Consider the following 22237-nt stretch of genomic DNA (forward strand, 5'->3'; position numbering starts at 1 on the left):
GTACCCCGGGTAGGTGCCGTGACACGTGAGGTTTGACTCCGTGCTCGCCGGGTACCTGAGAGGTGGGTGACGCGGTCCCGGCCCGCCTCACGCAGTGCGGGGCCGGGCCGCGCCGCCCCTGTTCCGCTTCTGTTCCGCACAGCCGGCCTCGACGAACGACGCCTCTGGCGTGGGCCCCGTCCTCTAGAGTCTCCTCGGACCCCGAGGAGGCACGATGAGCGACTGGCAGCCCGACATGCTGGGCGAGGGCTACGAGCAGCGCACGTTCGAGCTGGGCGACGACCCCGACGGCCAGGGCGAGGTGTTCGCCACGCTCGTGCGCCGCACCTGGACCGGATCCGTGCCCGCGGAGCGGGCCGTCCTCTACGTCCACGGGTTCAGCGACTACTTCTTCCAGAAGGAGCTCGCGGAGTTCTTCGTCGACCGGGGCTTCGCGTTCTATGCCCTCGACCTGCGCAAGTGCGGCCGCTCGCGTCGGGAGGGCCAGACGGCTCACCACGTCACCGACCTCGCCCTCTACGACGCCGAGCTGGACCGTGCTCTGGCCGTGGTGCGCGAGGAGGTGCCCGGGGGTCCGGTGCTGCTGTCGGGCCACTCCACGGGAGGGCTCGTGCTGCCGCTGTGGCTCCACCGTCTCAACCAGCGTCCCGGGGGCTCGCGCGGCGCGGGCATCAGCGGGCTGGTGCTCAACAGCCCATGGTTCGACCTGCAGGGCAAGCCGTGGATGCGGACGGTGGGCACGCTCGCCATCCGTGGCGTCGGACGGATCAAGCCGTTCGACGTGATGAAGCTGCCGCCGACCGACGCGTACGGCAGCAGCCTGCACGTCAGCGGACACGGCGAGTGGGACTACGACACCGTGCTCAAGCCGCTCGACGGCTTCCGCGTCACCTACGGGTGGCTCGGTGCGGTCCGGGCCGGACACGCGCGTCTGCACCGCGGCCTCGACGTCGGCGTGCCGTCGCTGGTGCTGCGCTCGGACAAGACCCGGTTCGCCCGCTCGTGGAGCGAGCAGGTCGACCGCGCCGACGCGGTGCTCGACGTCAAGCAGATCGCTCGGTGGGTCGGCTGCCTCGGCGACGCCGTGACGTCGTTGCCGATCCCCGACGCCCGCCACGACGTCTTCCTCTCGCTGAAGGAGCCGCGGGAGGCCGCCTACGACGCCGTCGACGCCTGGCTGCGAGCCACCGCGATCGTGTCGTCTGCGGGGGACGCCCCGGTGGGGTAGACCTGTCCCCGTGAGTGCCATGCCGATGTTCCCGCTCGGCACCGTGCTGCTGCCGGGCGGGCTGCTGCCGCTGCGGCTGTTCGAGCCGCGCTACCTGGAGATGCTGCAGGACGTGCTGCAGGCCGAGGAGCCCGAGATCGGCTTCGTCCTCATCGAGCGCGGCCACGAGGCCGGCGGCGGGGACGCGCGGTTCTCCACGGCCACGGTCGGGCGCATCGTCCAGGCCGAGCCGCGAGAGTCCGACGTCGGCATGGTGGTGCAGGGCGGACGCCGCGTCGAGGTGGAGGGCTGGCTTCCCGAGGACCCGTACCCGCGGGCCCGGGTGCGCGACCTCCCTGACCTGGTGCCCGACGTCGACCGCGCCGAGGTGGCCGCCGTGCACGACCGTGCGGTCGCTGCGTCGCTGCGTCTGGGCATCATGGCGCCGGAACCGCCTCCGCACGGTCTGCTCGCCGCCTGCTGGCACCTCGCGGACGCCTGCCCGCTCGGTCCCTACGACCGGCTCGCGCTGCTGCGCTCCACCCGCGCCCGTCAGCTCCTCTCCGCCGTCGACGACGCCTACGACCAGGCGGTCCAGATGCACGAGGCCTTCGGCCCAGGCAGCTAGGGCCTGCCTCTCCACGTCGTTCGGGCGACACAGGGAGTCGGGCGCGCACCGGGTCCGCCGGGACCCTCCACGACGGCCTCGGCGATGTGGGCGCCATGTCCTAGGCTCAGGCGCGTGGATGCCCCTCTCGCCCTCTACCGCCGGTACCGTCCCGAGACGTTCGCCGAGGTGATCGGTCAGGAGCACGTCACCGACCCGTTGCGGCACGCGCTCGCGGCCAACCGGGTCAACCACGCCTACCTGTTCTCCGGGCCTCGAGGCTGCGGCAAGACCACCAGCGCCCGCATCCTCGCCCGCGCACTCAACTGCGAGCAGGCGCCGGTCTCGGACCCCTGCGGCGAGTGCCAGAGCTGCCGCGACCTCGCCCGGGGCGGGCCGGGCAGCGTCGACGTCATCGAGATCGACGCCGCCAGCCACGGTGGCGTCGACGACGCCCGCGACCTGCGCGAGCGGGCCTTCTTCGCGCCCATCAGCAGCCGCTACAAGGTCTACATCATCGACGAGGCGCACATGGTGAGCCCGCAGGGCTTCAACGCGCTGCTCAAGCTGGTCGAGGAGCCGCCGCCGCACCTCAAGTTCATCTTCGCCACCACCGAGCCCGACAAGGTCATCGGCACCATCCGGTCGCGCACCCACCACTACCCCTTCCGGCTCGTGCCGCCCAAGGCGCTGGGCGACTACCTGAACCAGCTGAGCGAGACCGAGGGCGTGCGGCTCGAGCCGGCGGCCCTGCCGCTCGTGGTGCGCGCCGGCGCCGGCTCCGTGCGCGACACGCTGAGCGTGCTCGACCAGCTCCTCGGCGGCGCCGGGCCCGAGGGCGTCACCTACGACCTCGCCGTCCAGCTGCTCGGCTACACCCCCGACTCGTTGCTCGACGAGGCCGTCGCAGCGTTCGGCGCGGGTGACGGGAGCACCGTGTTCGGCGTCGTCGACAAGATCATCGAGTCCGGTCAGGACCCGCGGCGCTTCGCCGAGGACCTGCTGCAGCGCCTGCGCGACCTCGTGGTGCTGCGCGCCGTGCCCGACGCGCTGGCCACCGGTCTGCTCGACGTCCCCGGCGACCGCGCCGAGCGGCTGCAGAGCCAGGCCACGTCGTTCGGCCCGGCCGACCTGACCCGCATGGCCGACCTCGTCAACGCGGCGCTCACCGAGTTCCGCGGTGCCACCGCTCCTCGGCTGCTGCTCGAGCTGATGTGCGCCCGCATCCTCGTGCCGGCCTCCGACGCCTCAGGGGTCGTGGCCCGCGTCGACCGGCTCGAGAAGCGACTCTCCATGGGCGGGGTCCCCGCCGCGTCGGCCGCCACGGGAGCCGACGCCCCGGCCGACGCCCAGCCGAGCGCGGCCGCCCCTGCACCTGCCCAGCCTGCACCTGCCCAGCTCGGCCCCACGCAGGCTGCTCCGGCACAGGGCGCCCCTGCCCGGCAGACGCCCGCCCCCGACCCGGCCCGGCCCCCCGTCGACGACGCGCCGCCCTGGGACGTCGAGGAGCCGCCGGAGCCGGATCACCAGCCACCCCCGCCGTCGACGCCGCAGCCGTCGCAGGAGGCGCCCCATCGCCCGGCGCCCGAGCAGGCGGCTCCGGCCGCGACCCAGCCGGCCCCGTCGCAGCCTCCGACCCGCGAGCCCGAGCCGGCCGCCGCCGAGGCCCAGCCGGCCTCGGCACCTGCCGGGGGGATGAGCGTGGCCGACGTGCGTCGGCTCTGGCCCGAGATCCTCGAGGTGGTCAAGGGCCTGCGCCGGTTCACCTGGATCATGCTCAGCCAGAACGCACAGGTGCAGGCGCTCGACGGGACCACCCTCACCATCGCCCTGGTCAACAGCGGCGCCCGCGACTCCTTCATGGCCAGCGGCTCCGCCGAGTACGTGCAGAAGGCGCTGCAGCAGGTGATCGGGGTGCAGTGGCGGATCGACGCCATCGTCGACCCCTCAGCCGACCCGCGGGCGGCGAGCAACCCCGCGCCGGCATCGCCCCAGGCTGCGGCTCCCACGCCGCCGGCCCAGGCCGCTCCGGCCACCGGTGGCGACGCCGGCCGCGGGGTGGGCGCACCGGAGTCGGTGCGCCAGGCCATGCGCGAGCCGGCCTCGATGGCCCCGCCGGAGGACCCCGACGCGTCCGCCCACCCCGACGACCCGGTGGTCGACCAGGGCACCGATCCCGAGCAGCTGCTCAGCCGGGAGCTGGGTGCCCGGGTGATCGATGAGATCGACCACGGCTGACGGTGCCGCCGACGGATCCGCCCTGGTGGCACGTCGCCGCCGGCTCGACCTCGACGACGACCCCCTCGCGGTGCTGCGGCGACTGCGCGGCCGCGACCGGCTCGTGGGTCTGGTCGGCTCGTGGCACCAGGGCGACGCGCTCGTCGCGTGCGACCCGGTCCGTGTGCTCGACCCCGACGTCGACGACCCGTTCGACCTGCCCCTCCCGGTCGTCGTCGACGACGCCGGTGCCGGGTTCGGCGGTGGGTGGATCGGCCTGTGGGGCTACCGGTTGGGTGGCCGCGTGGAGCAAGTCCCGGAGCCGAGGTCGCGCCCCGTGCCGCGTCCCGACGCCCAGCTGGCGTTCTACGCCTGGGTGCTGCGGCGCACCCGCGGCACGTGGTGGCTCGAGTGGCTGGGCGACGCCGACGTCGCACCGGTGCTGGACCTGCTCGACGGACCGCCCCCGCCCTCGCGGGAGCACCGGCTGGGCGCGTTCACGCTCACGCCGTCGCCCGTCGAGCACGAGGCCGCCGTGGCGCGCGCCGTCGAGCACGTGCACGCGGGCGACCTGTTCCAGGTGAACCTGTGCGCCCGGCTGGAGGCCTCGTTCGAGGGCGATCCGCTCGACGTCTTCTGTGCCGGCGCCGAACGGCTCCGACCCGCCTACGGCGCCTACGTCGAGAGCCCGGACGGTGCCGTCCTGTCCTTCTCGCCCGAGCTGTTCCTGCGGCGCACCGGCCAGGAGGTGCTCACCTCGCCCATCAAGGGGACGGCGCCGCTGGGTCTCGACGCGCGCGAGGACGCCGCCACGGTCGGAGCGCTCGTGGCCTCGGCCAAGGACCGCGCCGAGAACGTCATGATCGTCGACCTCATGCGCAACGACCTCGGCCGGGTGAGCGCCCCGGGCAGCGTGCGGGTCCCCGCCCTGGTGCGTCCTGAGCGGCATGCGGTGTGGCAGCTGGTGTCCGACGTCGTCGGTCGTCTCGCCCCCGGCGTCGGCGACGCCGAGCTGCTGCGAGCCACCTTCCCTCCGGGATCGGTCACCGGTGCCCCGAAGGTCCGGGCCATGGAGGTGGCCGCCGCGCTGGAGGTCACCGGCCGCGAGGCGTACACCGGCGCCATCGGGCACCTCAGCCCCCTGGCAGGTCTGGAGACCAACGTGGTCATCCGCACCGTCGAGGTGGCCGAAGGTCGCGCGTGGCTCGGCGTCGGCGGGGGGATCGTCGCCGACTCCGAGCCGGCGGCGGAGCTGGCCGAGGTGTTCGTGAAGGCCGCGCCGGTGGTTGCGGCGATCGGAGGCACCCTCACCGACGACGTGGCTCCCGCGGTCGGTCCCCGGCCCACGCCCGTGCACGGCTCGGTCGGGTCGGCCGCCGACGCACGCCGCGGCGTGTTCACCACCGTCCTCGTCCGCGACGGTCGCGCGGTCGACGTCGAGGCGCACCTGGCGCGGCTCGACGCGAGCGTGCGCGCCGTCTACGGCACCACCGTGCGCGAGGGTCTCGACGACGCGGTCGCCCGGCGGGCAGCGACCCTGGGCGCCGGGCGGCACCGGCTGCGGATCGAGGCCGTCCCGGCCGAGCCCGAGCGGGTCGGTGAGGACCCGGTGCCGGTGGGCGTCCGCATGGTCGATGCCCCCCTCGTCGAGGCGCCCGCCACCTGGTGCCTGTCGCCCGTGGTCGTGCCGGGCGGCTGGGGAGCCGACAAGTGGGTCGACCGCGGACCCCTCGACCTCTCCGCCGCCCCCTCGCGCGAGGCTGCCGACGACGTGCTGGTGCTCGACGTCGACGGCTCCGTCCTCGAGGGCGGGCGCACCAACGTCTTCTGCGTCCTCGACGACGGGGTGCACACGCCGCCGCTCGACGGGCGCGTGCTGCCGGGCACCCAGCGGGCCCGGGTGGTCGACGCGCTGCTCGCCGCAGGTGTCCCGCTCCACCAGCGCCGGCTCACCACCACCGACCTGGCCGCCGCGTCGGAGGTCTTCGTCACCAACGCGCTGCGCGGGGCGGTCCCCGTGCGTGAGGTCGTCGGCGTCGGCGCCTGGGAGGCGCCCGGTCCGGTGACCCGGCGGGTCGCCGAGGACCTGTCCGCCGGCGTTCCGGCGCAGCAGGAGCGGCCGCTCGCACCCCGACGGGGCACCCGCGCGCGGGTGCTGTTCGTCGACAACTACGACTCTTTCGTCTTCAACCTCGTCCAGTACGTGCGCGAGCTCGGCGCCGACGCGCAGGTGGTGCGCAACGACGCGGTCACCGTCGAGGAGCTGGTGGACGCCCGTGAGGCCGGGGACCTCACGCACGTGGTGCTCTCGCCCGGTCCGGGGGCGCCGGCCGACGCGGGGATCAGCGTCGACGTGGTGCGCCGGCTCGGCCCCACCACGCCGCTGCTCGGGGTGTGCCTGGGGCACCAGGCGATCACCGAGGCCTACGGAGGGCGGGTGGTACGCGCCGCCGAGGTGGTGCACGGGAAGCCGTCGCTCGTCCACCACGACGGGCTGGGCGTGCACACGGGCCTGCCCTCGCCGCTCACCGTGGCGCGCTACCACTCCCTCGTGGCCGAGGAGGCGAGCCTTCCGCCCGAGCTGGTCGTCACCAGCCGCACCGCCTCCGGCGTGGTCATGGGCCTGCGCCACACCTCCCACCCCGTCGAGGGCGTGCAGTGGCACCCCGAGTCGATCCTCACCACCCGCGGCCACGACCTCCTCGCCACCTTCCTCCGCCAGGGTCTGCCCGGGACGGCCGGGACAGGGTGAAGGTCGTGGTCAGTGGCACGCACGCGAGTGGCAAGAGCGTGCTCGTCGCCGCCCTGGCGGAGGCCCTCGACGGCGTGGAGGTCCTCCCCGACCCGTACGAGGTCCTGGGGGAGGACCTGGGCGACGAGCCGGACGCGGGTGGGTTCTTCGAGCAGCTGGTGCTCGCGGCGGATCGGCTGTCCGACCCGGCGCCCGACCACGTCGTCCTCGCCGAACGTGGACCGCTCGACCTCCTGGCCTACCTCGAGGCGCTCGACGTCCTCGGCCGACCCGGTCGCGACGGCGGGCTCGCGGCACGCGGCCGCAGCATCGCGGTCGCGACGGCGTCGTCCATCGACCTGCTCCTCCTGCTGGACCCCGATGACGTCGACGAGCCCGACGACGAGGACCCCCCGCTGCGTCGGGCCGTGGCCGTTGCCCTGCTTGACCTCGCGGACGACCCGGACCTCGTGGGTGACGCGCTCGTGGTGGAGCTGGCAGGCGATCCGCGGAGCCGCCTTCGGCAGGCCCTCGCGGCTCTGGCGACCGTGCAGCGAGGCTCCTGACGCGGGTTCGGACCGGCCGGTGCCCACCCCGCGTGGCAGCATCGGCCCCATGGACCTGACCCTCACCGACGAGCAGGCGAGCTTCCGCGCCCTGGCGCGTGACTTCCTCGACCGCGAGGTCGTGCCGCACCGTGCGGCCTGGGACCGCGCCGAGTCCGTGGACCTCGCGATCATCCCCAAGCTCGGCGAGATCGGCTTCTTCGGTCTCACCATCCCCGAGGAGTACGGCGGGGTCGGCGGCGACTACGTCACCTACGTGCTCGCGGCCGAGGAGCTGGGCCGGGCCGACTCGGCCATCCGCGGCATCGTCTCGGTTTCGTCGGGCCTGTTCGGCACGTCCGTCCTGCAGCACGGCACCGAGGAGCAGAAGCAGCGCTGGTTGCCCGACATCGCCGCCGGGCGGACGCTCGGCTGCTTCGGCCTCACCGAGCCCGGTACCGGCTCCGACGCCGGCAACCTGCGCACCCGTGCCCGCCGCGACGGCGACGACTGGGTGATCGACGGCTCCAAGATCTTCATCACCAACGGCACCTGGGCCGACGTCGCCCTCGTCTTCGCCCGCACCAGCGACGACGGCCCGCGCGGGGTGTCGGCGTTCCTCGTCCCCACCGACACGCCCGGCTTCGAGGCCACCGAGGTCAAGGGCAAGCTGGGTCTGCGTGGCCAGGCCACCGCGGCGCTCTCCTTCGACGGCGTGCGGGTCCCGGCCGACGCCCTGCTCGGCGAGGAGGGCAAGGGCTTCAAGATCGCCATGCAGACGCTCGACAAGGGCCGGGTCACCATCGCGGCCAGCTGTGTCGGCATCGTGCAGGGCTGCCTCGAGGAGACCGTGAAGTACACCGGCGAGCGCGAGCAGTTCGGCCGGCCGATCGCGTCGTTCCAGCTGGTGCAGGAGATGATCGCCGACATGAGCGTCGACGCCGACGCCGCGCGGCTGCTCACCTGGCGCGCCGCCGACCTCATGCAGCGCGGGGAGCCGTTCGGCACCGCCGCCTCCAAGGCCAAGCTGTTCGCGTCCGAGGCCGCGGTGCGTGCCTCGAACCTGGCGGTACAGGCGTTCGGCGGCTACGGCTTCATCGACGAGTACCCCGTGCAGAAGTACCTGCGCGACGCTCGCGTGATGACCCTGTACGAGGGCACCAGCCAGGTGCAGAAGCTGCTGATCGGGCGGTCCGAGACGGGCATCAACGCGTTCGTCTGACCGGGTCGTCCGATCGAGGGCGCCTGTTCGACGACGCCCGGCCGCGCGCCGAGCGGGCCCGCGGCCGCCGGGGCGCCTAGACTCACTCCTTGTGTACGACGGCGTCATCCAGGACCTCATCGACGAGCTCGGGCAGCTGCCCGGGGTCGGTCCGAAGAGCGCCCAGCGGATCGCCTTCCACCTCCTCGACGCCGACCCCGAGGACGTCCGTCGCCTCGCGGCCGTGCTGGTCGATGTGAAGGACAAGGTCCACTTCTGCGCGATCTGCGGCAACGTGACGGTCGACGTCGAGTGCCGCATCTGCACCGACCCCCGCCGCGACGTCACCGTGCTGTGCGTCGTGGAGGAGAGCAAGGACGTCGTCGCCATCGAGCGCACCCGCGAGTTCCGCGGCCGCTACCACGTGCTGGGCGGCGCGATCAGCCCCATCGCGGGCATCGGCCCCGACCAGCTGCGCATCCGTGAGCTGCTCGGCCGCCTGCAGGACGGCGCCGTCACCGAGGTCATCATCGCCACCGACCCGAACCTCGAGGGCGAGGCCACGGCCACCTACCTCATCCGCATGCTGAGCACCCTCGGCCTGCGGGTCAGCAAGCTCGCCAGCGGCCTGCCCGTCGGCGGCGACCTCGAGTACGCCGACGAGCTCACCCTCGGGCGCGCCTTCGAGGGCCGCACCGCCATCGCCGGCTGAACGTCAGCGCGCCTCGGTCCCTGCCAGGAGCTCGGCCTGGTCGGCCGCGATCGCCCGCACCACGCGGATCCACAGGGCGCACGCGACGACGAACAGCACGGTCGTCGCGGCGGCGAACGCCGGCAGGTGCTGGATGGACGCCGTGTCGATCTCGTCGACCGGGACGAACACGCTCTCGACACCGGTGGCGAGGCAGCCCAGCAGGAAGGCACCCCACCACCACCCCACGCGGGCCCCGGACGAGGGACGGTGGGATCGCACCCGCAGGGCGTCGCGCACCACCTGGTAGGGGAACCACAACGAGACGATCGGCACCAGCCATCCGCCCCACACCCACCCGCGCCGCCGCGCGTGGGGAGACGTCGGCGACAGGACCTCGAGGTTGGATCGGACGCGCCACAACCACAGGCACGTGATGACGTAGGCGCCGAGCAGGACGGGGAAGCTCGCGGCGTCGACCAGCTCGTACGGGGTCCACAGGTCCCAGGCCAGACCGCCGTCCGCCTCCTGGCGCTCCCATCGCTCGACGGCGTCCTGCGCCAGCCAGAAGCGGGGCAGCAGCAACGCGGTGTAGAGCGCGGCGACGCCGACGGTGAGTGCGGTCAGCAGGCCGAGCGGCTGGGCGTACCCCGTGGGCGCCGCGGGGTGCGGAGCGGACTGGCCGGGAGCAGCCGTCGCGCCGGACTGCGCGACGCCCTCCGGGACGTCGTCCTGCGACGGGTAGCGCGGGTACGTCGGTGAGTCGGTCATGGTTCCCCCGGGTCGTGATGATCTGGGGCGACCGTACGACAGGTGACCCGCTCCTGAGGCGAGAACAGAGGACTTTGTCCGACTTCGGGCACGCCTGCACCGAGGACGCCGATCGCCGCGGCGCCGGTAGACTCACCGAGTGGAGCTGGAGCTGCGACACCTCAAGGTCGTGTGTGCCATCGCCGACGCCGGGAGCGTCACGAAGGCCGCCGCCGAGCTGGGTGTCGCGCAGCCCGCGCTCACCGCGCAGCTGAGCCGCATCGAGCGTGCCCTGGGCGGCCCGTTGTTCGACCGCGACCACCGCGGCGTGCGGCCCACGTCGCTGGGCGAGCTGGTCATCGCCCGGGCCCGCATGCTGCTGCCCGCCATGACCGGCCTGCTCGACGACGCCACCCGGCTGAACGACCCCGAACGGGGGCGGAGCACCCCCGAGCACCTGTCCATCGGCTCCTCGTCGCCGGCCATCCTCGCGCCCCTCATCCAGCGGCTGGAGGAGCGGCACCCCGACCTCGAGGTCTCCACGACCGCCTCGTGGTCGGCCGACGAGCTGGCCCGTGAGCTCGACGACGGGCGCCTCGACTTCGCCGTGGTCGGCATCTGCGGAGGCGACAGCACGCCGGGGGAGCGCGGCCAGGTGTGGCGCACGTTCTCGGTGGATCCCGTGTTCGTGATGCTCCCGCAGGACCACCCGCTGGCGGACGTCGACGAGGTCGCGCTCGCCGACCTCGCCACCACCGGCTGGGCCGCCACCCCGGGCGACGGCTGCTTCCAGGAGTGCTTCGCGGCTGCCTGCGCGCGCGAGGGCTTCGCACCGCGCAGCCTCTACGTCGCCGACGCGGCCAGCTGCATCGACCTCGTGGCGTCCGGCACGGCCGTGGCGCTGTGCCAGCCCACGCGGGTCCTCCCGGGGCTGGTGACCAAGCCGCTCGCCGGAGTGCCCCTGAGCTGGCGCCACCTCGTCGGCTGGCGACCCGACTCCGTCGGCGCTGCCTTCGCCGACGAGCTGCTGCTCACCGTCCGCATGGCGCACGGCGACCTCGTCGCGCGCAGCGCCGTCTACGCCGACTGGTTGGGGCGGAACCCGGGCTTCGGCGAGCAGCACGACCCGGGCATCACCCCCGCGGTATGACTCTTCCGGTATGACCCTCCAGGGCTGAACTGACAGTACGTTCTTGCCAACCCCTCGGGGGGGCTGCGGAGGCGAACCCGTCTCCGGACGACAGCGTGGGGCGTGGCGGCGAGCCGTCCGTTCCGCAGGACGGCTGCACCCTGGCGACCCCAGCGTGCCGCCACGACGAAGGAGATCCACCGTGAAGACTCCCAAGCGAACCCTCTTCGGCTCCCTGGCCGTCGCCGCCGTGCTGGCCACGGCGCTCGGCCAGCAGGCCAGCGCCGCGCCGTCACCCGACGACGCCCCGCCCAAGGTCAGCATGCTCGGCGCGATGGAGCGCGACCTCGGACTCTCGGAGTCGCAGGCCAAGGCCCGCATCGCCGACGAGGCCCAGGCCTCCAAGGCCGAGAAGTCGCTCGTCAAGAGCCTCGGCGCCGACTACGCCGGCTCCTGGTACGACGCGAAGAAGGGCTCCCTCGTCGTCGCGGTGACCGATGCCGCCGCCGCCGACGCCGTCACCGCGAAGGGCGCCGAGGCGCGCACCGTCGAGCGGTCGTCGGCGGAGCTGAACGGCTACATGAAGGACCTCAACGCGAAGAAGAGCGCAGCTCCCGACACCGTGGCCGGCTGGTACGTCGACGCCGAGTCCAACAAGGTCGTCCTTCCGACGCAGGACGTCGCCGCTGCCGAGACGTTCGCCGAGAAGGCCGGGGTGCCGGCAGAGGCGTTCCAGGCCGAGGCCGCTCCCGAGCGTCCGCAGCCGCTCTACCAGGGTGGCGACGCCTACTACATCGGCGGCGCGCGCTGCTCCATCGGCTTCGCCGTCACGGGCGGCTTCGTGAGCGCCGGTCACTGCGGCACCACGGGCAGCACCACCTCGTCGCCGAGCGGCACGTTCGCCGGCTCGAGCTTCCCTGGCAACGACTACGCGTTCATCCGCTCGTCGGCGTCGATCACCGGCACCGTGAACAACTACAGCGGCGGCAGCGTCGCCGTCCGCGGATCCTCCAACGCGGCGATCGGGTCGTCGATCTGCCGCTCCGGCTCCACGACCGGCTGGCGCTGCGGCACCATCCAGGCCCGCAACTCCACGGTGAACTACGCCGAGGGCTCCGTGACCGGGCTCATCCGCACCACCGCGTGCGCCGAGCCGGGCGACTCGGGCGGATCGGCCATCTCCGGCAACCAGGCTCAGGGCGTCACCTCCGGTGGCTCCGGCAACTGCTCGGTCGGCGGGACGACGTACTTCCAGCCCGTCAACGAGATCCTCAGCGCCTATGGCCTGACCCTCAAGACCTCCTGACCGGAGGAACCGCGCGCGGCGCGGACCCGGCACCCTCTTCCCCTGGAGGTGTCGGGTCCGCGCCGTTCGTCGTCTCGCGGGGGCGGGCTCACGTGTTGCTGCGCTGCCTCGGCGGGACCGTCCCGGCTGCTGCGTCGCTGCGGGTGGGGCTTCGTGTGGTGGTGCGTCGCTGTGGCTGCGAGTGGACCTGCGCTCCGAAAGGGCCTCGACCGGAGCGGTGGGTCTCGCCTCGGGTGGGTCTGCGGGGCGCGGCCACGATTCTTCATCTGCGCGGGATCCACGCATGATTCTTCCTTGGTGTGGACCGTGCCTCGCGAAGGAAGCATCGTGGCGACGGATCTGGCCTCTCAGGGGCAGTGATTGTCCATCGTCGTGGAACGGTCAGCGCGAAGGGAGAATCCCTGCCCACCCGCCGCGCGAGTCGCCCCGTCGGACGCAAGATTCTGCCTTCGCGTGCAGAAACCCGAACGATGCTGCGTTCCGCACCGGATCCCGTAGCAAACGCAGCATCCTTCGAGCCTTCGCGCACGAACGCAGAATCTTGCGTCCCCCGAGCCGCGCTCCGACCGCTCGCCCGACCCCGGACTTCGCCGCCGGTCGAGGCCCTTTCGGAGCGCAGGTCGACTCGCAGCCACAGCGGCGCAGCAGCAGGCGAAGACCCACCCGAAACATCGCAGCCGCAAGGCACGACCCACCCGCAGCAGATCGCGCCGACGCCCTCGGCGCGATCTCGCGGTCCCACGGCAGGAACGACGGTGGAGGCGGCCTGTCGCAGGCCGGTAGCATGGACGATGTTGCCCGGTCAGCGTCGCCCTGGCACGGTCCACCCCACCCCCGCACCTCAAGGACATCGTCGTGGGCATTGTCGTCCAGAAGTACGGTGGCTCCTCCGTCGCCGACGCCACGAGCGTCAAGAGGGTCGCCCAGCGCATCGTCGCCACCAAGAAGGCCGGTCACGACGTCGTCGTGGTCGTCTCGGCCATGGGCGACACGACCGACGAGCTGATCGACCTCGCCAACGAGGTCTCCCCGCTGCCGCCCGCCCGTGAGCTCGACATGCTGCTCACCGCCGGCGAGCGGATCTCGATGGCCGTGCTGGCCATGGCCATCGGCAACCTCGGCCAGGAGGCCCGCTCGTTCACCGGCTCCCAGGCCGGCGTGATCACCGACGCCGAGCACGGCAAGGCCAAGATCATCGACGTCACGCCCGGTCGCATCGAGAAGGCGATCGCCGAGGGCGCCATCGCCATCGTCGCGGGCTTCCAGGGCGTCTCGCAGACCACGAAGGACATCACGACGCTCGGCCGTGGCGGGTCCGACACGACCGCCGTGGCCCTGGCCGCGGCCCTCAGGGCCGACGTCTGCGAGATCTACTCCGACGTCGACGGCATCTTCACCGCCGACCCCCGGATCGTCCCCGACGCCCGCCAGATCCCGCAGATCTCCTACGAGGAGACGCTCGAGATGGCCGCGAACGGCGCCAAGATCCTGCACCTGCGCTGCGTCGAGTACGCGCGCCGCAACGACATGCCCATCCACGTCCGGTCGTCGTTCTCCGACAAGCCCGGCACGTGGGTCATCAAGGCCGACGACGTCACGAAGGACCCCACCATGGAGCAAGCGATCATCAGCGGAGTGGCCCACGACCGCTCCGAGGCCAAGATCACCGTCGTCGGTGTGCCCGACAAGGTCGGCTACGCCGCGGCGATCCTGCGCGCGCTCGGCGACGCCCAGATCAACATCGACATGATCGTGCAGAACGTGTCGGCCGCCGCCACGGCGCTCACCGACATCTCGTTCACCCTGCCGCGGGCCGACGGCCAGACCGCCATGACCGCCCTGGCGCGGCTCAAGGACGAGGTCGGCTTCGAGCGCCTCCAGTACGACGACAGCGTCGGCAAGGTCTCCATCGTCGGCGCCGGCATGCGCTCGGCCCCCGGCATCACGGCCACGTTCTTCCAGGCCCTGGCCGACGCCGGGATCAACATCGCGATGATCTCGACGTCGGAGATCCGCATCTCGGTCGTGGTGGCCGAGAGCCAGGTCGAGGAGGCGGTCCGCGCCGCCCACTCGGCGTTCGACCTGGGCACCGACGAGGTCCAGGCCGTGGTCTACGGAGGGACCGGACGATGAGCCGTCGCGCCAGCATCGGCATCGTGGGCGCCACCGGTCAGGTGGGCGTCGCGATGCGCCAGATCCTCGAGGAGCGGAGCTTCCCCGCCGACGAGGTCCGCTTCTTCGCCTCGGCCCGGTCGGCCGGCACGGTGCTGCCGTTCGCCGGCCGCGAGATCACGGTGGAGGACGCCGAGACGGCCGATCCATCGGGTCTCGACATCGCCCTCTTCTCCGCCGGTGCCACCACCTCGCGGGCCCACGCGCAGCGATTCGCCGACGCGGGCGTGACCGTGGTCGACAACAGCTCGGCGTTCCGCAAGGACCCGAGCATCCCGCTCGTGGTCAGCGAGGTGAACCCCGAGGCCATCCCCGCCGGCGACGGTCCGGGTGGCCGCGGCATCATCGCCAACCCGAACTGCACCACCATGGCCGCCATGCCGGTCCTCAAGCCGCTGCACGAGGAGGCCGGGCTGGTGCGCCTGGTCGTCGCGTCGTACCAGGCGGTCTCGGGGTCGGGCATCGCCGGCGTGCGCGAGCTGCACGGGCAGGCGCGCGCCGTGGTCGAGAAGGCCGACGAGCTGGCCTACGACGGCAGCGCCGTCGCGTTCCCCGACCCCGACGTCTACGTGGCGCCCATCGCGTTCAACGTGCTGCCCATGGCCGGCAGCGTGGTGGACGACGGCAGCAACGAGACCGACGAGGAGCAGAAGCTGCGCAACGAGTCGCGCAAGATCCTCGGCCTGCCCGACCTCCGGGTCGCCGGCACCTGCGTGCGCGTGCCCGTGTTCACGGGGCACTCGTTGAGCATCCACGCCGAGTTCGAGGGCGACCTCACCCCCGAGCGGGCCACCGAGATCCTGGGCAGCGCGCCCGGGGTGCAGCTGGTCGAGGTGCCCACGCCGCTGCAGGCCGCGGGCGCCGACCCGAGCCTGGTCGGGCGCATCCGTGCCGACCAGTCGGCGCCGGAGGGCAAGGGACTCGTGCTGTTCGTCAGCGGCGACAACCTGCGCAAGGGCGCGGCCCTCAACACGGTGCAGATCGCCGAGCTCCTCCTCGGTTGACGTGGGCGTGAGCGGACAGGTGGGGCCTGGCGCAGGAGAGCTCGGGGGCAGATCGCCGAGCTCCTCCTCGGCTGAGGTGGGTGTGAGCGGACAGGTGGGGCCTGGCGCAGGAGAGCTCGGAGGCAGATCGCCGAGCTCCTCCTCGGCTGACGTGGGTGTGAGCGATCTCCTGGTCCGGTCCCGCCGGCCCGCCGACGCCGACGCGCTGGTCGCTGCGCTCGCGGGAGTGCACCAGCGCGATGCGTACCCCGTCCGCGCCTCGCGGGTGACAGCCGAGTGGCTGCTCGACGGCACCGACGTCGCGTGGGTGGCGCAGCTCGACGGACGGGTCGTCGGGCAGGTCGCTCTCGTGCGTGCAGACGACGCCTGGGAGCTGACCCGCTTCTTCGTCGCGGTCGACGCGCGCGGCGCGGGCGCGGGACGCGCCCTCCTCGACGTCGCCGAGGCGTGGGCCGACGCCGACGGTGTCCCGATGCGGCTCGTCGTCATGCAGCACAACCGCGACGCGCAGGCTGTCTACGAGCGCCGCGGCTGGCAACGCGACGGCAGCACCACCGCCGACTTCTTCCTCGACGGCAGCGGTGTGGCGCCGGTGCTGCTGCGCTACTCCAGACCGCCCGGCTGACCCGGCGCACGCACGAAGGCCCCGCCGTCGAGCGGTGCGGGGCCTTCGCGCCGGGGCTACTCGGCCGCGAGCTGGTACGCGCGGGGCTCGGTCTCGCCGGCCATCAGGTACTCGATCGCGAACGCGGTCGGCGTCGTGCCGCAACGCGCGTAGCCGAGCGTCACGAGGACGTCCGTGGACGTCCAGCCCTTGCCGTAGAGACCCTCGACCTCGGTCTTGGTGGCCTCGTCGCCGCCCTCGTACAGCTCACCGAGCGCGATGCCGTCACCGGCCTGCGGGTTGCCGATCGCCTTCCCGACGGCGCTCGAGGTGGTACCGGCGCCGGGCGCGTCGCTGTACGTGATGGTCTTGAGCGCCGTGGCGGTCGCGCAGGCGAAGGCGAACAGGTCCTGGCGCTTGCTCTTGGTGATCGTCTTGCCGTACTTGCCCTTCTTCTTGACCTTGTACTTCACGACGGTCGTGACCGAGTAGACCTTCGGGTCCGCGGCGATCTTGAGGGCGACGGACGCCTTGTCACGGGCGACGACCTTCTTGCCCTGGCGCACCGTGAGGCGGGCGTAGGTCACCTTGACCTTGCCCGAGGTGGAGTACCTCGGTTTGATGGTCGCTGTCTTGCCCGGCGCGGCGCTGGGGTCCGCGATGGTGCGGATGGTGACGCCCGTCGCGGCCTGGGCGGGCGCCACGAGCGTCAGGGTGGAGCCGACGCCCACGAGGGCGGCGACGAGCAGGACGAGGAGCTTGCGCATGGGACCGGTCCGTTCACGGAGATGGCGCCCGGCGGAGCGCGGGCCCGCTCAGCGTAGGAGTGGTGCGACGGCCGTGAGCAAGTCTTGCGCAGGAATGGCCCGTCGTGACCAGGCGCACCTGGTCGGTGCGGGCCACGCCTGGCCCGCTCACTCCGGCAGCGCGGCCCTCAGGGCGTCGACGAGGTGCTCGGGCGTGGTGCCGAACGACCGGCTCGCGAGCACGAGCTCGCCTTCTCGGGCGGGTCCGCGCACGACCACCGACTGCGAGCGGGCGGTGTCGCCGCTGCCCACCCGGACGCGTCGCCGCGTGGCGCGCACCTGCGTGCTGCGCCGGCCCTCGTGCAGGGTCACGACGTCGCCGCGCACCGTCACACGCTGCCGGGTCCGGCCGCGGACGGTGACGAACCAGAGCCAGGCCCCCACAGGCCACAGGCCGAGCAGGACGACGGGCGAGCGGCGCCCGGACGAGTCACCGAGGACGCTGGGGTCCCCCAGCGCGACGGTGGCCAGCACCGCCGCCGCCGTGGTGCCGACCGTGAGGACGCAGAGGAACCGCCACGGCCAGGGACTGCCGTCGATGACGATGCTCCCGTCGACGACCCTCGGCGTGACCGGGCGGCGGGGGAGGAGGATGTAGACGACGGCCATGAGGAAGGCCGCGCCCATGAGCCCGACCGTCGCGCCCATCGGCGCGTCGCCTCCGGACGCCGTCGCGGCCATGAGCACCCCGCCCCCGGTCAGGAGCAGACCCATCGGCATGCCGATGAGGACGACCTTGCGCTCGGGGCTCATCGCGATGCGGCGACCGCAGCGACCTCGTCGAGGGCCGAGGGGTCGGCGAGGGCGCCTCGCGTGGCGGCCTCGTCGGCCGGGACCCCGCGCAGGATCTTCTTGACCGGCACCTCGAGCTTCTTGCCCGAGAGCGTGCGGGGCAGCGCCCTCACCACGTGCAGCTCGTCGGGGACGTGGCGCGGCGACAGCCGGGTGCGCAGCTCTCGGGCCACGCTCGTGCGCAGGGCCTCGACGTCGGTGCCGTCGGGGTCGGCGAGTGACACCAGCAGCACGAGCGTCCCGGCTCCCCCTTCGTCGTCCTCGAGGTGCACGACCAGGCTGTCGTTCACCTCGGGCAGGCTCTCGACGACGGTGTAGAACTCGGCGGTCCCGAGCCGCACGCCGCCGCGGTTGAGGGTCGCGTCGCTGCGGCCGGTGATGGTGCAGGTGCCGCGCTCGGTGATGGTGATCCAGTCGCCGTGGCGCCACACCCCTTCGATGTCCTCGAAGTAGGCGGCCCGGTAGCGCGAGCCGTGGTCGTCGCCCCAGAAGCCCACCGGCATGGACGGCATCGGACCGGTGATGACGAGCTCGCCGAGGGACCCGACGACCGGCTCGCCGTCCTCGTCGAAGGACTCGACCGCCGCGCCCAGGCAGCGGCACGAGATCTCGCCGGCGTACACGGGGACGGTGGGGGAGGCGCCCACGAACGCGGCGCACACGTCGGTGCCGCCCGAGACGGACTGCAGGTGCACGTGCTCGCCCACCGCGTCGTAGACCCAGCGGAAGCCCTCGGCCGGCAGCGGTGCCCCGGTGGACCCGACGCCGCGCAATGTCGACATGTCGCCGATCTCGCGCGGCACGATCCCTTCCTTGCGGCACTGCAGCAGGAACGGCGCGCTCGTGCCGAAGTACGTGACGCCCAGCTCGTCGGCGTCGCGCCACAGCTGCCCGAGGTCGGGGTGGGCCGGGTTGCCGTCCCACAGGACGATCGTCGAGCCGGTCAGCAGGCCCGAGACGAGCAGGTTCCACATCATCCAGCCCGTGGTGGAGAACCAGAAGAACACGTCGTCGGCGCCGAAGTCGTGGTGCAGGCCCAGCGACTTGAGGTGCTCGAGGGTGATGCCACCGTGACCGTGGACGATGGGCTTCGGCAGGCCGGTCGTGCCGGAGGAGTAGAGGACGTAGAGCGGTGCGTCGAACGGCAGCCGCTCGAACGCGAGCTCGCCCGGCTCACCCAGCAGCTCGTCCCACGTCGTCGTGGCGGTGCCGTCGATCGCGGGCGCGGGCGCCCCGGGCTCCAGGTACGGCAGCCACACGAGGGTCTCCACGCTCGGGAGCGCGTCGACGATGTCGGCGACCTCGCCGCGCCGGTCCACCGGCTTCGCGCCGTAGCGGTAGCCGTCGACGGCCAGCACGACCGTGGGCTCGGTCTGCTTCCAGCGGTCGACGACGCTCTGGACCCCGAACTCGGGGGCGCAGGAGCTGAAGACCGCTCCCAGACTGGCTGCCGCGAGCAGCAGCACGAGCGTCTCGGGCACGTTCGGGGCGTAGGCGGCGACCCGGTCCCCACGGACCACGCCGGCGCGCTGCAGCCCGGCGCGAGCACGGGCCACCTGGTCACGCAGCTGCGCCGCCGTGAGCCGGACGTCGGCCCGCGACTGCGAGCGCGCCACGACGACCACGTCGTCGTCGGCCCGGCCGGGGAGCCGCAGCATCGCCTCGGCGTAGTTGAGCCGCACCTCCGGGAACCAGACCGCACCCGGCATGGAGGCGTCGGCCAGGGCAGGGGAGGGCTCCCCGTCGCCGGGGACGTCGAAGAACCGCCACACGGCCCGCCAGAACGCGTCGGGCTCCGCGACGGACCAGCGCCACAGGGCGTCGTAGTCGTGCGGGTCGATGCCGACCGTGCGGGCGAAGTCGGCGATGCGCGGTGCGGCGTCGGGGTCGGGGCGCCACAGGACCTCGGGGCTGCGATCGGTACCGGTCATGCGGAGTGCTCCTGGAGTACGGGGTGGCGGCTCAACGCACGGCGTCGTCGTCCGGGCGGACGTCGCTCGCGGTCCACACCAGGAGTCGCTGCACCAGCGGAACCGTGGCGGTCATGAGGCCCGGCACGATCAACCACGCCCAGGGCCCGTCGACGGGCTCCAGGAACAGCAGCATCACGAGGACGGCCACCAGCATCACGGAGAGCGCGAGGACCGCGCGCGCCTGCTGCACGCCGAACGCGATGAGCAGCCGGGAGCCGATCTCGTAGGCGAGGCCGACCACGACCAGGACGGCCAGGCCGCCCCAGAAGGCCCCGCCCGCCGAGGTGCCGCGCACCGCGCTGAACAGGTTGAGGCACGCCCAGCCGCCGGCCGTGATCAGCAGCCCGGCGACCAGCCCGGTGACCAGGGAGGCGCGCAACGGTGGGACGGTGGGGAGTCGGTAGTCGCGCACCGCCCACACGGCGTCCTCGCTGCGGTCGCGGACCGCGAAGCCGAGCCGCCGCGCGAGGTCGCCGGTCCCGTGCAGGGCGTCGGTCGCACGTCCGCGTGCGCTCCCGAGGGCGGCCCCGACGTCGATGGTGGTGCGCGGACCGCTGCGCTGGGGCTGCGGCGCCGTCACCGGCTGCTCGACGGCCTCGTCGTCGGACGGATCCGTGGCGCGCGAGTCCTTGCCCTTGAGTCGCGAGACGGCCGAGGCCTTGGGCGCTGCAGGCCGGACGGGTCGAGCCGTGCTCGACGCGGGGGCACCGGGGCGCACCACCGTCTTCTTGACGATCTTCTTGACCACGCGCGGCTGGGTGCTGCCGGCACCGTCGGCCTGCGTCGTGCCCTCCTCGACCATGGTGTCAGTGTGTCACAGCGCACGTCGTCCGGGTCGGGGAGCGCACGCACGACGAAGCCCCCGGACCGTGGTGGTCCAGGGGCTTCGGATCCCGAAGGAGCTGGGTCGGGGTGACAGGATTTGAACCTGCGGCCTCGTCGTCCCGAACGACGCGCGCTACCAAGCTGCGCCACACCCCGGCGCTGTCCTCGCTAGGAGGACGAACCCGCTGAGTCTATCGCAGTGAGGGTGAGCAGGGTGGCCTCGGGTCGGCAGGCGAAGCGGACCGGCGCGAACGGTGAGGTGCCGAGCCCGCCCGACACGTGCAGCCACGACGGCGACGAGCCGGCGACCTGGTGCGTGCTCAAGCCCTTCACGCGGGCCCGGTCGAGGTCGCAGTTGGTCACCAGTGCGCCCACGAAGGGCACGCACAGCTGGCCGCCATGGGTGTGCCCGGCCAGGACGAGCGGGTACCCCTGGCGGGAGGCGTGGTCGAGCACCCGCAGGTACGGCGCGTGCGCCACGGCCACCGCGAGGTCGGCGTCGGCCCCGAGGGACGCGGCCGGCGGGACGGCCGCGAGGTCGTCGAGCTCCAGGTGCGGGTCGTCGACCCCGGCGAACGTGAGGCGCCGCTCGTCGACGGTGAGCGACCCGGTCGCGTTGTTCAGGTCGAGCCAGCCGTGCTCGGCCAGGCCCTCGCGCAGGTCCTCGAAGGGGAGGGTCGCGGCGCGTTCCCACGTGCCCCCGACCTGGGTCCCGGTGCCACCGGTCAGGTACTTGAGAGGGTTCTTGGGCACCGGGGCGAAGTAGTCGTTGGAGCCGAACACGAACACGCCGGGGCGCTCCAGCAGCTCCCCGTAGGCCTCCAGCAGCGGGGGGACCGCGTCGTGGTGGGCGAGGTGGTCGCCGGTGCTGACCACCAGGTCGGGCTCGAGGTCGGCCAGGGACCGCAGCCAGTCGGCCTTGCGCCCCTGGGCCGGCGTCAGGTGCGCGTCGGACAGGTGCAGGACCTTGAGCGGGCGGGCGCCCGACGGCAGCACCGGCACGGACACGTGCCTCAGCGCGAACCACCGCGCCTCCCACCAGGCGTAGCCCAGAGCGGCCGCGCCGGCACCGATCACACCGGCTCCCACCACCACGGGCCGAGCCGCCACCGATGCCCTCATGCTCCCAGCCTAGGTGCGTGGCCGAACGGCGCTCGCCCGCGGTGAGAGGATGTGGTCATGTCAGCCCTGAAGGACCGCCTCCGTTCCGATCTCACCGCGTCGATGAAGGCCCGCGACGCCCTGCGCTCGAGCACGCTGCGCATGGTCCTCACCGCCGTGACCAACGCGGAGGTGGCCGGCAAGGAGGCCCGCGAGCTGACGGACGACGACGTGCTGACCGTGCTCACGTCCGAGGCCAAGAAGCGTCGCGAGGCCGCCGAGGCCTTCGAGGTGGGCAACCGTCCCGAGCTGGCCCAGAAGGAGCGCGACGAGGCCGCCGTCCTGGCCGAGTACCTGCCCGAGCAGCTGTCGGCCGACGAGGTCCGCGCGCTCGTCACGTCGACCATCGAGCAGCTCGGCGTGGCCGGCGACGGCATGAAGGCCATGGGCCGGGTCATGGGCGCGCTGCAGCCGCAGGTCAAGGGTCGCGCCGACGGCGGCGTGGTGGCCGCCGAGGTCAAGAAGGCGCTCGGCGCCTGAAGGAGGGCGCCGGGCCGGCGCGGTGCCGGCACGGCG

The 22237-nt window shown here is 73.0% G+C and carries 19 protein-coding genes and 1 tRNA gene; 13 read left to right on the forward strand and 7 right to left on the reverse strand.

Annotated features, from left to right (window positions below):
- The first annotated feature begins 214 nt into the window (after positions 1-214).
- The 7 genes from ASF37_RS07475 to recR all read left to right on the forward strand — a co-directional run bounded on the left by ASF37_RS07475 (position 215) and on the right by recR (position 9220).
- Positions 215-1228 carry an alpha/beta hydrolase gene (locus tag ASF37_RS07475; protein ID WP_056556410.1) on the forward strand — a complete coding sequence of 338 codons (1014 nt, stop codon included), beginning with the start codon at positions 215-217 and terminating at the stop codon, positions 1226-1228.
- Between the two features lie 19 nt (positions 1229-1247).
- A complete protein-coding gene (locus ASF37_RS07480; protein ID WP_055963124.1) occupies positions 1248-1835 on the forward strand; it encodes an LON peptidase substrate-binding domain-containing protein in 588 nt (195 codons plus the stop codon).
- Between the two features lie 114 nt (positions 1836-1949).
- Complete coding sequence (locus ASF37_RS07485) at positions 1950-4052, forward strand: DNA polymerase III subunit gamma and tau (protein WP_235499102.1); 2103 nt, start codon at positions 1950-1952, stop codon at positions 4050-4052.
- Complete coding sequence (locus ASF37_RS07490; RefSeq protein WP_162239946.1) at positions 4033-6783, forward strand: chorismate-binding protein; 2751 nt, start codon at positions 4033-4035, stop codon at positions 6781-6783. Before ASF37_RS07485 ends, ASF37_RS07490 begins: the two co-directional genes overlap by 20 nt.
- A gap of 5 nt (positions 6784-6788) precedes the next feature.
- Positions 6789-7328: an AAA family ATPase gene (locus ASF37_RS07495; protein ID WP_162239947.1), complete on the forward strand. Its 540-nt coding sequence runs from the start codon at positions 6789-6791 to the stop codon at positions 7326-7328.
- A 49-nt stretch (positions 7329-7377) separates the two neighbouring features.
- Positions 7378-8529 carry an acyl-CoA dehydrogenase family protein gene (locus ASF37_RS07500; RefSeq protein ID WP_055963136.1) on the forward strand — a complete coding sequence of 384 codons (1152 nt, stop codon included), beginning with the start codon at positions 7378-7380 and terminating at the stop codon, positions 8527-8529.
- Between the two features lie 91 nt (positions 8530-8620).
- Positions 8621-9220, forward strand: coding sequence for a recombination mediator RecR (recR, locus tag ASF37_RS07505; RefSeq protein ID WP_055963139.1), 600 nt, complete (start codon positions 8621-8623; stop codon positions 9218-9220).
- Positions 9221-9223: 3 nt separating this feature from the next.
- Here recR and ASF37_RS07510 read toward each other — a convergent pair whose 3' ends face one another.
- Positions 9224-9970 (reverse strand): DUF4328 domain-containing protein, encoded by a 747-nt coding sequence (locus ASF37_RS07510; protein WP_055963142.1) that lies wholly within the window; start codon positions 9968-9970, stop codon positions 9224-9226.
- A 139-nt stretch (positions 9971-10109) separates the two neighbouring features.
- On the opposite strand from ASF37_RS07510, the gene ASF37_RS07515 reads away from it, so the two are divergent.
- The 5 genes from ASF37_RS07515 (at position 10110) to ASF37_RS07535 (ending at position 16185) form a co-directional block, all read left to right on the forward strand.
- Positions 10110-11099: a LysR family transcriptional regulator gene (locus tag ASF37_RS07515; RefSeq protein WP_055963145.1), complete on the forward strand. Its 990-nt coding sequence runs from the start codon at positions 10110-10112 to the stop codon at positions 11097-11099.
- Between the two features lie 181 nt (positions 11100-11280).
- Positions 11281-12384, forward strand: a complete 1104-nt coding sequence (locus tag ASF37_RS07520) for a S1 family peptidase (protein ID WP_235499968.1) — start codon at positions 11281-11283, stop codon at positions 12382-12384.
- Between the two features lie 855 nt (positions 12385-13239).
- Entirely contained in the window at positions 13240-14517 is a 1278-nt protein-coding gene (locus ASF37_RS07525) for an aspartate kinase (protein WP_055963153.1), read from the forward strand.
- Positions 14514-15560, forward strand: coding sequence for an aspartate-semialdehyde dehydrogenase (locus tag ASF37_RS07530; RefSeq protein WP_055963156.1), 1047 nt, complete (start codon positions 14514-14516; stop codon positions 15558-15560). Before ASF37_RS07525 ends, ASF37_RS07530 begins: the two co-directional genes overlap by 4 nt.
- A gap of 157 nt (positions 15561-15717) precedes the next feature.
- Positions 15718-16185, forward strand: coding sequence for a GNAT family N-acetyltransferase (locus ASF37_RS07535; RefSeq protein WP_055963159.1), 468 nt, complete (start codon positions 15718-15720; stop codon positions 16183-16185).
- A gap of 56 nt (positions 16186-16241) precedes the next feature.
- Here ASF37_RS07535 and ASF37_RS07540 read toward each other — a convergent pair whose 3' ends face one another.
- The 6 genes from ASF37_RS07540 to ASF37_RS07565 form a co-directional block, all read right to left on the reverse strand.
- Complete coding sequence (locus ASF37_RS07540; protein ID WP_055963163.1) at positions 16242-16931, reverse strand: hypothetical protein; 690 nt, start codon at positions 16929-16931, stop codon at positions 16242-16244.
- Between the two features lie 147 nt (positions 16932-17078).
- Entirely contained in the window at positions 17079-17723 is a 645-nt protein-coding gene (locus tag ASF37_RS07545) for a hypothetical protein (protein ID WP_056579745.1), read from the reverse strand.
- Positions 17720-19693, reverse strand: coding sequence for an acetoacetate--CoA ligase (locus tag ASF37_RS07550; RefSeq protein WP_056579747.1), 1974 nt, complete (start codon positions 19691-19693; stop codon positions 17720-17722). The genes ASF37_RS07545 and ASF37_RS07550 overlap by 4 nt, the downstream gene beginning before the upstream one ends.
- A gap of 31 nt (positions 19694-19724) precedes the next feature.
- Positions 19725-20537: a hypothetical protein gene (locus tag ASF37_RS07555; protein ID WP_055963172.1), complete on the reverse strand. Its 813-nt coding sequence runs from the start codon at positions 20535-20537 to the stop codon at positions 19725-19727.
- 105 nt (positions 20538-20642) lie between these two features.
- Positions 20643-20716 (reverse strand) — tRNA-Pro (locus ASF37_RS07560).
- 12 nt (positions 20717-20728) lie between these two features.
- Entirely contained in the window at positions 20729-21682 is a 954-nt protein-coding gene (locus ASF37_RS07565; RefSeq protein ID WP_056579749.1) for a metallophosphoesterase, read from the reverse strand.
- 57 nt (positions 21683-21739) lie between these two features.
- Between ASF37_RS07565 and ASF37_RS07570 the strand changes: the two genes are divergently transcribed.
- Entirely contained in the window at positions 21740-22201 is a 462-nt protein-coding gene (locus ASF37_RS07570; protein ID WP_055963178.1) for a GatB/YqeY domain-containing protein, read from the forward strand.
- Positions 22202-22237 lie beyond the last annotated feature (36 nt).

It is taken from the genome of Aeromicrobium sp. Leaf289, assembly GCF_001423335.1.
Classification (GTDB): Bacteria; Actinomycetota; Actinomycetes; order Propionibacteriales; family Nocardioidaceae; genus Aeromicrobium.